We start from the raw sequence: 14,574 nt of genomic DNA, 5'->3' as shown, positions 1-14,574 counted from the left end.
CACTTTTGAAGACTCGTTACCAGCGTCAATTTAGACGCTGGTAACGACATTTCCCCGCACTTTTTCCAACAACTTGTTATCTTTTCGTGTTCATACACTTGCATATTTTTAACTCATCGGACATGATTCATCTATAACCGCCAAACAAGTTTAAAGGATTAGGTGGCTCACAATGAAAAGAAGAACAACTATGCTAAAAAAACTTCCTCTGGCTACGGCCATAGCACTGACCTTTGCGGCTACAGGCCAGGCTGCTGACTTCGAAGTCGGCGACTATGAAATTAAATTCGACTCTATTCTGTCCTACGGCGCGTCATGGCGTATGGAAGATCAGGCCAACCACCTGATTCATCCAGGCAACCGCGCAGGCGGAACCGCGGGCTCAAGTGTTGGTGATGACGGTAACCTGAACTTCGACAAAGGTGATTTAGTATCATCGGTATTTAAAGGTGTGCACGATTTAAGTATTGATGGCGATAGTCATGGTGCGTTTGTACGTTTTAACTACTGGTACGATTATGTAGTTTCTGAAGAAGAGATGCCGCATGGTCATACAGCAAACCTATATTACCCAAATACTACGCTGAACGACGATGCCTATGATGATTACTCACAAGGTCACGGTGTTGAGTTGTTGGATGCGTTTGTCTATGCGAACTTTGACTTAGGCGATATGCCGACCAGTGTTCGTGTCGGACGTCAGGTATTAAGCTGGGGTGAAAGCACGTTCGTTTTCAACGGTATTAATGACATTAACCCGTTAGACGTCAACGCCGCACGTCGTCCAGGCGCTGAAATTAAAGAAGCTTTGCTGCCGGTCGGTATGATAAGCACCAACATCGGCTTAACCGACGTAATGAACTTTGAAGCCTTCTATCAATATGAGTGGGATAACACCAAGGTGGATGGCTGTGGTACGTACTTCTCAAGCGTTGATATTATTGGTGGCCCAGGTTGTGGTTTAGTGACGCTGAATCCAACCATCGGCAATGGTATTGCATTAAGTGACCGTCAGTCTATTGAAGCTGGCGCTTATATTGGAAGCAACCCTCGCATTGAAGCCTCTGACAGTGGTCAGTGGGGTGCAAACTTACGCTACTACTCAATGGATCTCGGCGCTGAGTTTGGTATTTACTACCTGAACCTGCATAACAACACGCCAATTATTTCTGCGTATAACTGGAGTGAAGATCCGTCACCTAGCTTGCAAGGCGTGAGTCCTCTTGACTTGAGTTTCTCTTGGTCTACGCCAGACGGTTACCCGATTGATGGGCCTAAATTGGTTTTGGAGTATCCAGAAGACACAGAAGTCTATGGTTTAAGCTTCAGCACAAACTTAGGTATGTGGTCAGTATCTGGTGAGTACAGCTACCGTGACGGTATGCCGGTACAAATCAACACCACTGAAATACTAACAGCAGGTTTGCGTCCTAATGCACCTAGTACTTTTGCGGACCGTGTTGATAATACTCCATTTGAAGGTTTAGCAAATGGCTATGACCGCTTAGACGTGAGCCAGGCACAAGTTAGCTTTGTACGCTTCTTCGACCGTTTCTTAGGTTCCGATCGTATGACCTTTGTCGGTGAAGTGGCCATGAACAGTGTTCATGACATGCCGGGAATTCAAGAGCAGCGCTACGGCCGTTTGCCTTTATTCGGCAAATGCTTTACTCAAGCGGACATGGATCCATACATTGGATTAGCTACTCAGGCAGGGCAGAGTCAAGTAGCAGGAGCATTCCAAGCGCAAGTCGGCAACTGCGAAGGTTTTGTGACCTCAACATCTTGGGGTTACCGCACGCGCTTCCAGTTTGAATATTCAAACGTATGGCAAGGCTGGGGCTTAAACCCAACCGTTCAGTTTAACCATGACGTGAATGGTTATTCGCCAAACAGTAACTTTATTGAAGACCGCAAATCATTGGGTCTGAATTTAATGGCTGACTACCTGTCAACCTATAAAGTGACTCTTGGCTATACCATGTATTCAGACAGCGACTTAGACCCGTTAGCGGATCGTGACTTTGCGTCCGTTAGCTTCTCATACGCGTTCTAATACATTGATTCATGTTTTGAATCGCGATAAAACCGTCTCTAAGAGGCGGTTTTTTTATGCCCGTATGCGAATGTAGCCTGACGTTACCTACGTCAGGTGTAATGTCTGGGGAGAACAACAATGAAAAAGTGGATAGTTGCAGCAGCGGCTCTGGCTGTATCAAGTGCCGCAGTCGCGCAGGAAAAACTGGCGTTAGAAGACGTATTCACTCTGGAGTACGCATCGTCACCGACCATTCACCCAAGTGGCGAGTGGAGCGTATTTGTCCGTCAGTCTATGGACATACAAAACGACCGTAAAGTAGGGCGCTTATGGAGTGTCTTACCTGACGGTGATATTCGTCCATTAACCGGTGAGCAAGGCAGTGAAAGCCAACCCGTGTGGTCGCCAGACGGCAAACGGCTAGCCTATGTATCGACAGAAACAGGCAGCCCGCAAATTCATATCTACTGGATGGATTCCGGTGAAAGCGCCGCCATTACTCAGTTAACCAAAGCACCTTCCGGTTTGAGTTGGTCGCCCGATGGCACTCAAATCGCGTTTTCGATGTTTACGCCAAAGCCTGAACCTGCTCCGGTCAGTTTGCCGGGGAAACCGGAGGGGGCCAACTGGACCACACCACCAAAATATATCGATAAAGACAATTACCGCTATGACGGTGGCGGCTACGCAGAAGATGGCCACCAACAAATTTATGTGATACCGGCTACCGGCGGCTCTCCACGTCAATTAACGGAAGGTGACTTTAACCACGGTGGTAATTTGGCTTGGTCTGCAGATGGGAAGCATATTTTCTTCTCAGCGAATCGTCGCGAAGACGCGTTTCGCCAACCAGTCAATAGTGAAGTTTACCGGTTGACCGTTGCCAGTAAAGACATCTCGGCCGTCACAGACAGAAACGGCCCGGACAGCTCTCCGAAGGTATCGCCTAACGGAGAGAAAATTGCGTATACCGGCTATGACGATGAGAAAATGAGCTACCAGATCACCAAGCTCTACGTCATGGACACCGACGGGTCTGACATTGAAGTGCTGACGCCAGACTTAGATCGCAGCGTATCGGGCTTTGTCTGGGACTCTGACAGCGAAGGCATTTATTTTACCTACGACGACAATGGCATCGGGCAGTTGGCCCGCACAAACTTAAGCGGCAAACACACACATTTGACTAACCGTGTGGGTGGCCTGTCTTACAGTCGACCTTATGGCGGCGGCGACTTTAGCGTTGCGAATAATGACAACATTGCCTTCACTATTTCCAACCCAATGCGCCCGGCGGAATTGGCGTTATGGAAAGGCGGTAACGTACAACAAATGACTCGCTTGAACGAAGATGCGCTGGGACACAAGCAACTCGCAAAAGTAGAAGAAATTCGTTACAAGTCAAGTGTGGATGGCAAAGATCTGCAAGGCTGGATTGCCTACCCACCGAACTTCGACAAAGACAAAGACTACCCGTTGATGCTGGAAATTCATGGTGGCCCGCACACCAACTATGGCCCGCGTTTTGCTGCGGAAATACAGCTCTTCGCAGCGGCAGGGTATGTGGTGCTCTATACGAACCCGCGAGGCAGCACCAGCTACGGCGCAGACTTTGCTAATGAAATTCATCACAACTACCCAAGCGATGACTACAACGACTTGATGGATGGCGTTGATGCCGTTATAGAAAAAGGCTTTATCAATGAAGATGAGTTGTTTGTCACCGGCGGAAGTGGCGGTGGTGTCTTAACTGCCTGGATTGTTGGTCATACTGATCGCTTCAAGGCAGCTGTTGTCGCTAAACCGGTCATTAACTGGTACAGCTTCGTGTTAACCGCCGATATGTATAACTTTTTCTATCAATATTGGTTCCCGGGTCTTCCCTGGAATAATATGGAGCACTACATGGAGCGCTCGCCAATCAGTTACGTGGGTAACGTGACAACGCCAACCATGCTATTAACGGGTGAGAATGACTACAGAACCCCCATGTCGGAAACCGAGCAGTACTATCAGGCGTTAAAGCTGAAAGGCGTGGACACCGCAATGGTACGTATCCAGGACTCAGGTCACGGCATTTATGCAAGACCAAGCAACCTGATGAACAAAGTTGCTTATATCTTGCATTGGTTTGAGAAGTATAAAGACAAAGAAGACTAAGGTCTCTGTCTTCTCTTGTGGTAACGGCGGTTCTGCCAGAAGAACCGCCATTGCTCTTTCAAACGAACCCATCCCCGGCGTTTTGATTCGTGTCTATTGGCGACACTAAAAATATCACTTTCGTGCGTGTGGCTGTTATCCACAGTGTAAGGTAGTAAGCCCAGAACGTGAGCGCCAGTTTCCCATTGCCACTGCATATCAACATCAACCGGCCGAAAAAACGGTGTGCGAGACAGCATTTTCTTTGCACCTTGTCGGCTTATTAAATAGCCGCAAGCGCCCATCGGGGTTTTTCATAATCGACCAGTGTGAAATCACCAAAGGTATCGACCGGAGTCGACGCTTTGGGTTTGAAGGGTTGAGCTAATTTAATAATGTCCCAATTCGCGTATTTGCTATTCGCTATGTCGGCCACCGCATCATGCAACTTGGCAAACGCTGGACTCAGAACAATATCGTCTTCAAGAATGATGGCGGCTGGATGGTCACTGTCCAGGAGCTTTTTCCAGGCCTTTCGGTGGCTCATATAGCAGGCAATTTCACCTTGCGTTAAATCATAATTGTAGCGCTCAACATTGAGTTTATGGCTATACACGGCGTTGACTTCGGCAGTAGAAGTCGCTCGTCCGTCAACAGCAGGAACGCGCTCATAATCGAGACCGAGCTCTCGCATCGAATCATCAACATCCTTCAGACGATGGGGAGACCGGTCGAGGTTAATTAAAAATAGGGGCAAAAATGACATATTATCGCTCAGATTTCTCGACATCATCCCCGCGCTTACGTCTGTAGGCACGCTCATAAAGCTTCGCTTCTGTGAGGAAAAAGTGAAAAGCATCAATATTGGCCTTAATGAAACCTCGCCAGCCGGCTAAAAACATGCGGCGTATAAAGTAGAACTTGATGAACATCAGCGGGAATATCAGTAATACCCGAGCTAAGCTGCAGTGACGACCTCTTTCTTCCCGCTGTTTTGCCTTCAGCAGCGAATATTTGTTCAGCTTATCCATGTAGCCATGTGCGGAGTCGTAGCCGTAATGCTTAACATCAATGGGCAAATGGGTCAGAGGGGGCTCCACTTCTATGTGCTCATGGACTTTTGTCGATGTATTCCAGTGAGACTTAGACTTTCGGTAAACTCGGCGAAAACGATGGTGACGATGCCCAGGCAGAGAGTGCCCCATAAAGATATCGTCATGCGCTAAATAGATACCATTAATGTCACCTTTCGCGATGCGATGCTGAATGGTTTCAAAGGCGCCATCCGGCAACACTTCGTCACCATCTAAGTTGATGACCCAGTCGTTTTGGCATTGCTCTAGAGCAAAGGCCTTTTGTTTTGCATAGCCTAGCCACTGCTGATGAATAATTCTCGCGCCATGTTTTTCGGCAATGTCGAGCGTATCGTCGGTAGAGCCTGAGTCGACTAATACGACCTCGTCGGCGCCTTTGACACTACTGAGAACTTCATCTAAATGACGACCCTCGTTGAGTGTTATTAAGTAAACACTTACTTTCGGTAAGCTATTTTGCTCTGCCATAGTAAACCTTGAAATCATTCAGTTGAGAAGCGGGATCATATCGTTTTATCATACAAAGGTGTAGCCCAACCAAAGGAATCGACAATGCCCTGGAGCGACTTACTCGCTGAGGAAAAACAAAAGCCGTATTTCAAAGAGCTGTGGCAACGTGTTGAGCAGGCACGTCAGCAGAGTGTTGTTTATCCACCCAAAGAAGACGTGTTCAATGCGTTGAAGCTGACCGAACCCGAACAGGTCAAAGTGGTTATTCTGGGGCAGGACCCATATCACGGACCCGGTCAGGCGCATGGGCTGAGCTTTTCGGTGAAAGAAGGCGTGAAGTTCCCGCCGTCTCTGCGCAATATGTTTAAGGCAATTTCTATTGACTACCCCAACACCGTATTACCTCAGCATGGTGACTTGACCGGCTGGGCACAGCAAGGTGTGTTGTTACTAAATACCGTGCTGACGGTAGAGCAGGGGAATGCGCATAGCCACGCCAGCTGGGGTTGGGAAACCTTTACCGATACCGTTATTAAAAAGGTGTCGGAAGCGACAGAGCATGTCGTGTTTTTATTATGGGGTTCGCATGCGCAGAAAAAGATTCCGCTCATTGATGGCACTAAACATTACATTCTGACCGCACCGCATCCGTCGCCTTTGTCAGCGCATCGCGGCTTTTTTGATGCAAACCACTTCAAAAAAGCCAACAATTATTTGCAGCAACATGGACGACAGCCCATAAAATGGGCGTAATGCGTTTTTTATTTAACGATGTCTATCCATACCAGGCGGTGGTCAGAAGACGCTTTGCGCTTTTTCATCATATCAGCGCCTGGTTCGCCGTTAATCGGCCAGAACACGCCCGCGTTTTTAACCACTAAGTCACCAGAGGGCAAAGCGTAATCAACCCGCTTGCGCCATGCGGCAGTATGAAATTGCGAACCATCAATATCCGGAGAGTGCAGTTTGCCACCCTGACTTTGTGGCTTCACATCGTTCACTCGGGGATGCTCCAATAACTGCTCAATGGCGCCATCGATACCACCTGCGCCCGCCTGTGCATTCATATCGCCCAGAATAACAAAGCTAGCGTCGTCACTCAGTCCGCCACGCACGCCATTATCGTCATACAGGTAGTTGTCATGACCGGGTGTTAAGTAGTCTGCAAATAAGCGAATTTCATCGTAGTTGCGCATACCATTACGGTTTTCCGGTCCGTCAAAAACCGGTGGCACTGGGTGCGCCGCAAGTAAATGAATGACACGATCGTCAATTTTTACCGGTACATCCCAGTGCGACTTGGAGCTTAAAGGGAACTGCGCCATTGCTTCGTCAAAAAACCAAGGCTCAGAAGTTGGCTGTTTGTCGGCATTATGCACATAAGGAATATGGCGACCGGGCATATCCTTCCATAAAAAGTGCTGGAAAGTACGCGCGTCGTCAGCCATTAGCGGATACTTTGACAAAATCACCATCCCATATTGGCCGGGATACCAGCCAAAGGCCCAGGCATCATCACCTGAACCTGTTGCTTTACCATCGCGGTTTAAGTCAAAAGGAGAAGGGACGCCTGTATTAACCGGAGCGGTGTAAGCATAAGGATACTCAATGGCCGCCTGACCATTTTGCGAGACTTCTAAATAGTCACTGCGAAAAACGTCAATACCGACGGCTTTATCGACGTAATCAAATTCGTTCAGCAAGACTACATCGGGGCGCACACGCTGCAATATTTCAGCAATACCGCGAATTTGTTCATTGTTGTCCTGAAGAACGTCAGGAAGCGGGGAACGTTCTAGAGTGGGCAGAGTCTCTTCTGCCAGATAGTTAGAAGCGTCCATACTGACATTAAAGGTCGCAATACGAACCGTCTCTGGTTCGCCTTTTCCCGAACCCGCTAATGCAGAAAAAGAAGTGACCATAAAAAGTACAAATGTTGAATATATTGAAAACCGCATAAAGCCCATGGGAATGCCTGTTTGAGAAACGCCTAAGACAATTAGGAAGAATAAAGGTTCCCAAAGCGCTAGGCAAGCGCGAATATTTTGATTAAAATATGTCACATATCTGACACATAACTGTCTTAGAAGCGTAATGAATCAAGCGGTATTCCCAACAGCTCCGACCACCAACCACAGTCTCGAGACTTATCACGTCATGAGTTTTCCTGTGATGAATCAGCTGTTATGCCGTGGGGCATCCTCGAATAAAAAGCGAACGTCTTATTGGTGTTTTAAAAATAATTGTCCTGCTTCTAAAACTTTCATCAAGTTGTCATCTTTCTTCTTTATAACATTTCGTCCTTTTCATTCTTTATTTTTAATCGTTGCAAAAAAACTAGGAAATCACTCATGAAATTGAACTCCAAGGTGAGTCGAATTTCTGCAGCTGTTGCTTTGGCTGTGGGACTCTCGACAAGTGCTTTCGCTCAAGAAACATCATCATCTATGCGCGGTGTCATTACTGGCCCTCAAGGTAATCCTGCCGCCAATACCAAAGTTGTTATCATTCACCAACCAACTGGTACGGTTAATGAGTTCACAACAAACGAAGACGGTGTTTTCTCCGCTAAAGGCCTGCGAGTAGGTGGTCCTTATCAGGTTATTCTTGATTCTGACAAGTACCGCGACGCCGTTTTAGAAGGCGTTTACCTTGACCTTGGAGACACTTTCCGTGTTAGCCGTCAGTTAGAGTCAGCGGACATGGAGCGATTGGTTGTCAGTGGCTCTGCCATAATGATGGAAAGCGGCGGCGCAAGCAGCAGTTTTGGTGAAGATACCATCGATAACATGCCAAGCTTGAATCGCGATCTTAAAGACGTTGCGCGTATCAATCCGCTAGTGACCATTAACGGCTCTGGTGAAATGACCATTGCGGGCGGCGATCCTCGTATGAACAGCATCACTGTTGACGGCATCGGCCAGAATGACGACTTCGGCCTGAACTACGGTGGTTACCCTACTGAACAGTCTCCAGTAGCCTTAAGTGCTATTGAACAAATTTCAGTAGATGCTGCTCCATTCTCAGTAAAAAAAGGCGATTTCTCGGGCGGTACTATTAATGCGGTAACTAAGTCGGGTACCAACGAATTCGAGGGTGAGCTTTTCTACGAGTACTCAAGCCCTGAGCTTGAAGGCGATGTGAACGCAATTCGTGAAAATTATGGCGAGCTGGATGAAAACGGCTACCGCACTTACAGCACCGACAAAGTTGAGCCAAATGAAACTATCTCTACTTTTGGTCTGTCGTTTGGTGGTCCAATTATTGAAGACCAATTATTCTTCTTCACGAGTTATGAAGAGTGGAGTAATGAAATTGAGTTGGATTACGGGTTTGAAGGAAGCGGGGCGACGAATGAATTTGTCATCTCTGAATCTGACTACAATGAATTTCTTCGTATTCTAGATGAGCAGTATGGTTTAACTGACTCTTTAGGTGGCAACCCAGAAGATAAAGACCGTAAATGGCTAACTAAATTAAGCTGGAACGTGAATCAGGACCACCGTTTCGACTTAACTTATCAGTGGCAGGACAATGCCGACGAACGCAATTTTGCAACCGGCGGTGATTACATTTCTCTGGCTTCAAGACGCTACACCTATCACACTCGTATGAATAACGTGAGTGCGCGTTTATACAGTGACTGGTCAGCAAGCTTCATTACAGAAATAGGATTGACCTACAAAGACGTTGAAGCAAACTCTTTAACGAACTCTAATCTTGGTGCGGTAACTGTTGACCAGTATTTCCGTGGTCCTTCTTTTGCTTTCGGTACTGACCGTTACCGTCACTCAAATGTAGCTAAGAACGATAATTTAACGTTCAATCTAGATGCTACTTATCTTATGGGCGAGCATGAGCTGGTGTTTGGTACGCAAATTGAACAGCTTAGCTTGTACAACAAGTTCGTACCTGATTCGCTGGGAACCTGGGAGTTCGATAACTTTTATGGTTTCGAAAACGGTATTGTTGGGAACTATAATGGCAACTGGGACTTTGATTACCAGAATGCTTACACCAATAACCCGGAAGATGCGGCTTATGAAGTTGAAAGAACAACTTTAGCGCTATACGCGGGGGATACTTTCTACGCAACACCAAACTTGGAGATTAATGCAGGCCTACGCTATGAGCGTTTAAGCTCTAGTGACACGCCGACGCTGAATGAAAACTTCCAGGAAGCGTATAACGGCATGACCAACCAGGAGAACCTGGACGGTTTGGATATCTTCCTGCCTCGCGTGAGCTTTAAATATTACACCGATAGCAGTTTGGTTGTTCGTGGTGGCCTTGGCCGCTTCTACGGCGGCGTGCCAAATGTTTGGTACACAAACCCGTTCACTAAAGACGGTGTGACTCTTGTTCAGGCGCCGGCGAGCGTTATTGCGGACTATTATGAAAATAATACTGTAAGCGGATTTGACAGCGTACCGCAGGAAATCCAAGACTCAATGACGCAAGGCAACGGTAGCACAAACTACACCGATCCAAACTTTGAGTTGCCAAGTGACTGGCGAGCTCAACTGGCTCTAGACTATGAGTTGGATATTCCTTACTTAGGTGACATGTTCAATGCCACTACGTCACTGATGTACAAACGTATTGAAGACCAACCGGTTTGGTATAACACGGCGATACAAGAAGCGGGAAGAGCAGCCGATGGCGAGCGTATTATCTACGAATCTCGTTATGAAGGTGATCGTGCTCAGAACTATGACATCATGTTAACCAATGCGCCAGAAGACGGACGTGCGTTTATTTTCTCTCAGTCTTTGGCTAAGCAGTGGGAAAACGGCTTAAGCTTTACGGCGAGCTATACCTATCAGGATGTTGAAGATAATGGCGCGGGCTCTTCGTCTCAGGCGGCGAGTAACTATAAGCACTATGTTGCTAAAAGCCGTAATCAAGCCTTTACTGCAACCGGTAACTTTGAAACTGAACACAGTCTGAAAATTACCTTAGGCTATAAGAAAGAGTTCTTCGCTGACTACGAAACGCGCTTTAACTTATACTATGAGCGTCGTTCAGGTCGTCCATTTAGCTATGTTATGGGCTTTTTCGAAGACGGAGACTTTGGCGATACTGCCTTTGAAGGTATGTACACTCAGTCAGCTTACTTACCTTATATTCCATCAGGTGCAGATGATCCAAATGTTGATTGGGATAACTCAATCAGTTGGGATGAAGTAAAAATGCTACTTGATAACGCAGGGATCTCGTATGGCGATGAGGGTTATATTCTTGACCGTAACTCACATAACCAGCCATGGGTAACTAGCTTGGATTTGAGCATTCAACAGGAGGTACCTGGCTTTATGGACGGGCACAAAGGGGTTTTATACCTTACTATCGCAAACCTGGCTAACCTGCTGAACGATGACTGGGGAGTTGAGCGTCGCCTAACTTATCCTCAAGTTTCACTTTATGACTTTGGCGGTCTTAGCGATGACGGTAAGTACCAAATTGATTCGGTCTACAATGGCTATTATCCGAATAACTATAGCACCGTTGATCTCAACAGCTCCTCTTGGAGTGCTAAGTTAGGTATCCGTTATACCTTCTAAAACGAAAGGCCTCGCACATTGTTGCGGGGCTTTTTTTTGTGTGAATTTCACACAAATGTCACAAATGAGCTATACCCTTATTTGTGTTTAAAGCCAAAATAAAACTGGGAAGAACAAACTATGTTTAACGCGACTTTCAAGCGTACAGCTCTTGCGGCTGCTATTGCTATGGGCCTTAGTGGTGCTGCTATCGCTCAGGAAACATCATCCAGCATTCGTGGTGTCGTAACGACTGAATCGGGTCAAATGGTGTCTGGTGCGACTATCCAAATTCGTGACGAGCGCACAGGTAGTGTGAAAACGTTACGCTCGAACGAACAAGGAACATTCTCGTCACGCGGTATGCCAGTAGGCGGTCCATACACTATCGTTGTAGAAGGCCCTGAAGGTAGAAACCAGGTAGTCGAAGATGTTTACCTGACACTCGGTGACTCGCAGAATGTCAACGTGCGTTTAGAACAAGAAGTCATGGAAACCCTGAGCGTGACAGGAACCATGACCAGCAACGCGCTTTACGGCAGTAATAGCCCCGCGGCTAACTTCAATTTAGAAGACTTAGAGAATGCACCGTCAGCCAACCGTGACTTGAAAGACGTTGTCCGTATTGACCCGCGTATCTATATCAATGAAACCAATGCTGGCGACATTCAGTGTGGCGGCGCTAACCCGCGCTTTAACAGCTTAACGGTAGATGGCGTTCGTATGAACGACAACTTCGGCCTAAACAGCAGCGGTTACCCAACAGAACGCATGCCGTTTTCTTACGACGCTATTGAACAGGTGGCCGTAGAGTTCGCACCATTTGATGTTCAGTATGGTGGCTTCACCGCTTGCAATATCAACGCGGTAACTAAGTCCGGTGACAACGAAATGTTTGGCGGCGTTTTCTATGACTACACCAATGACTCATTGCAGGGTGACGAGCTAGAAGGCGACAAAATCAATGTCGGTGACTTCAGTGAAAAGCGTTATGGCTTCAATCTTGGTGGCGCAATCCTTGAAGACAAACTGTTCTTCTTTACGTCTTACGAGAAACTTGAAGGATCAGATACTTTTGACCGTGGTCCGGAAGGATCGGGTGCGGCCACTGAAGTTGTAGGTGTAACGAATGCCGATGTAGAACGTATTGCGACAATTGCTCAGGATATCTATGGCTACAACCCTGGCGGCTTCCCATCCAGCTTGCCGGTTGAAGACGAAAAGTTCTTAGCCAAGTTAGATTGGTATATTAGTGATGCTCACCGTGCGTCATTGACGTACAACTATAACGATGGTTACTCGATCGCTGAATCTGATGGTGACTCCGATGAGCTCGAGTTCTCTAATCACTTCTATGAGCGTGGCTCCAAGTTCACATCTTATGTCGGTGAGCTATATTCAGACTGGAGTGATAACTTCTCAAGTGAAGTGCGTGTTGGTTATTCAGAGCTGGATGCGCGTGTTAGCCCTCTTGGTGGAACCGACTTCGGTGAAGTACAAATCGCTGTTAACGATGCAACGGTTTACTTAGGCGCAGACGACTCTCGCCACGCGAATAAACTCAAGTACGATACGACCTTCTTTAAAATGAAGGGTACCTACTTGTTAGGTGACCATATTATTTCTGCGGGTATTGAGCGTGAAGAGTATGACGTTTTCAACTTATTCGTACAGGAAGCCGAAGGTGAGTATCGCTTTGGTTCCATCGACGATTTTGAGGCAGGAACACCTTACGCGGCAATTTATGAAAGCGCAGCAGGTACTAATAATCCTCAAGACGCAGCTGCCGAGTTTGCTTATGCAGTGAATACCGCTTATATCCAGGACGAATATTATTATGCGCCAATGGATATTACGTTCACTTATGGTTTGCGTTACGACTGGTACACAAGTGATGATTACCCAACGTATAACCCGCTCAATGAAGAGCTTTATGGCTTCTCAAATCAGCAAAATATGGGTGATCAGGACTTACTGCAGCCGCGCTTTGGTTTTAACTGGTTTGTGAATCCTGACATTGAAGTACGTGGTGGTATTGGACTGTACTCAGGCGGTAACCCGAACGTTTGGATTTCTAACAATTACTCGAATAATGGTGTGACTCAGTATCAAGCCTTCCGTGATTTCTCTGGGCAATCTTTGTTCGATGTGCCGCATACTGGTGAGGGCAACCCAATTTACGATATTCCTCAGGGAATGTTTGACGAGGTAGCCAATGCCGGTGGTCAGGGACCAATTAATACGATGGATCCTAACTTCGAACTACCGAAAGAGTGGAAATACGCCTTAGGTGCGACGTTCACATTGCCTGATGACTATATCTTGATGGCCGACTTCTTGTATACCGATAAGAAAGATGCCGCTGTCATTTATAACTTAGGCCTTGAGCAAGTGGGTACAGCGCCGGACGGTCGTCCAATATTCAACGAAATGTCGACTGACGGACGTGATCAAGGCGACGACTTTATGCTAACCAATGTGGATGGAGACTCAGGTTCTCAAACTACGTTATCTTTAGCATTAAACAAGTCGCACGACTTCGGCTTAGATTGGACCTTAGGTTACGCTTACAATGAAGCGGAAGACGTTAACCCAATGACCAGCTCAGTGTCGTTCTCAAACTACACTAACCTGGCCACTGCGAATGCTCAAAACCCAGGTGTGGCAACGTCAAACTATGAAATTCCACACCGCTTTACGTTCAAAGCTAACTACACCAAAGAGTTTTTTGATGGCTACGATACAACCGTTACGCTATTTGCAACTCGTAACAAAGGTCGTCCGTTCTCTTATACGATGACCGATGGGGCATTTGGTGACGTTGCTTATCAAGGTCGAAGCTTGCTGTATGTGCCTACCGGCATTGATGATCCAAACTTCGCTGTTGGTTCAGATGACGGTACGCCGTTTGCGACTGCTGACTTCTTTGAGTTCCTAGAAGAGTCAGGCTTGAACAAGTACGCTGGTGGTATTGCGCCACGTAATGAGTTCAACAGTAAGTGGTGGACGAAAGTTGACCTGCGCTTAGAGCAAGAACTGCCAGGCTTCATGGAAGGGCACAAAGCCTCAGCATTCTTCGTGATTGAAAACTTAGGCAACATGATCAATGACGACTGGGGCGTGCTTTACGAAGCAAGCTTCCCACGAGCAGTTACTATTGCTGACGTCGAGATCAATGATGCTGGTCAGTACCAGTTCAACTCATTCCGTGATGTGAGCAACGTACAAGCTCGTGCCGGTGCGCCGTCACTATGGTCTGTGCGTTTAGGTGTTGAATATAAGTTCTAAACACCGGACCTGATGCAATAGC

At 47.0% G+C, this 14,574-nt stretch carries 9 protein-coding genes; 5 read left to right on the top strand and 4 right to left on the bottom strand.

Features of this window, described 5'->3' with window-relative positions; genetic code table 11:
• Positions 1-190 precede the first annotated feature (190 nt).
• Complete coding sequence (locus tag CEW91_RS10035) at positions 191-2,056, top strand: DUF1302 domain-containing protein (RefSeq protein ID WP_088768823.1); 1,866 nt, start codon at positions 191-193, stop codon at positions 2,054-2,056.
• 120 nt (positions 2,057-2,176) lie between these two features.
• Positions 2,177-4,198, top strand: a complete 2,022-nt coding sequence (locus tag CEW91_RS10030) for a S9 family peptidase (protein ID WP_088768822.1) — start codon at positions 2,177-2,179, stop codon at positions 4,196-4,198.
• Here the strand turns inward: CEW91_RS10030 and CEW91_RS10025 are convergent.
• Genes CEW91_RS10025 through CEW91_RS10015 form a run of 3 tightly spaced genes read right to left on the bottom strand, consistent with a single transcriptional unit; the run spans position 4,195 to position 5,739 of the window.
• On the bottom strand, positions 4,195-4,437 hold the full coding sequence (locus CEW91_RS10025; RefSeq protein WP_088768821.1) for a hypothetical protein: 243 nt from the start codon (positions 4,435-4,437) through the stop codon (positions 4,195-4,197). The genes CEW91_RS10030 and CEW91_RS10025 overlap by 4 nt on opposite strands.
• Positions 4,438-4,460: 23 nt before the next feature.
• Positions 4,461-4,943, bottom strand: a complete 483-nt coding sequence (locus tag CEW91_RS10020; protein ID WP_157776083.1) for a glycosyltransferase family 25 protein — start codon at positions 4,941-4,943, stop codon at positions 4,461-4,463.
• Position 4,944: 1 nt separating this feature from the next.
• Entirely contained in the window at positions 4,945-5,739 is a 795-nt protein-coding gene (locus CEW91_RS10015) for a glycosyltransferase family 2 protein (RefSeq protein ID WP_157776082.1), read from the bottom strand.
• 84 nt (positions 5,740-5,823) lie between these two features.
• On the opposite strand from CEW91_RS10015, the gene ung reads away from it, so the two are divergent.
• Positions 5,824-6,474 carry a uracil-DNA glycosylase gene (gene ung, locus CEW91_RS10010; RefSeq protein ID WP_088768818.1) on the top strand — a complete coding sequence of 217 codons (651 nt, stop codon included), beginning with the start codon at positions 5,824-5,826 and terminating at the stop codon, positions 6,472-6,474.
• 8 nt (positions 6,475-6,482) lie between these two features.
• On the opposite strand, the gene CEW91_RS10005 is transcribed toward ung, so the two are convergent.
• On the bottom strand, positions 6,483-7,643 hold the full coding sequence (locus CEW91_RS10005) for an endonuclease/exonuclease/phosphatase family protein (RefSeq protein ID WP_232506960.1): 1,161 nt from the start codon (positions 7,641-7,643) through the stop codon (positions 6,483-6,485).
• Between the two features lie 429 nt (positions 7,644-8,072).
• On the opposite strand from CEW91_RS10005, the gene CEW91_RS10000 reads away from it, so the two are divergent.
• Positions 8,073-11,285 (top strand): TonB-dependent receptor, encoded by a 3,213-nt coding sequence (locus tag CEW91_RS10000; RefSeq protein ID WP_088768816.1) that lies wholly within the window; start codon positions 8,073-8,075, stop codon positions 11,283-11,285.
• Positions 11,286-11,405: 120 nt separating this feature from the next.
• On the top strand, positions 11,406-14,552 hold the full coding sequence (locus CEW91_RS09995; protein WP_088768815.1) for a TonB-dependent receptor: 3,147 nt from the start codon (positions 11,406-11,408) through the stop codon (positions 14,550-14,552).
• Positions 14,553-14,574: the final 22 nt, after the last annotated feature.

The sequence above is a fragment of the Idiomarina piscisalsi genome, from assembly GCF_002211765.1.
Classification (GTDB): Bacteria; Pseudomonadota; Gammaproteobacteria; order Enterobacterales; family Alteromonadaceae; genus Idiomarina; species Idiomarina piscisalsi_A.
Note: the sequence above shows the minus strand (reverse complement) of the source record. Positions and strands in the feature narration are given on the sequence as shown.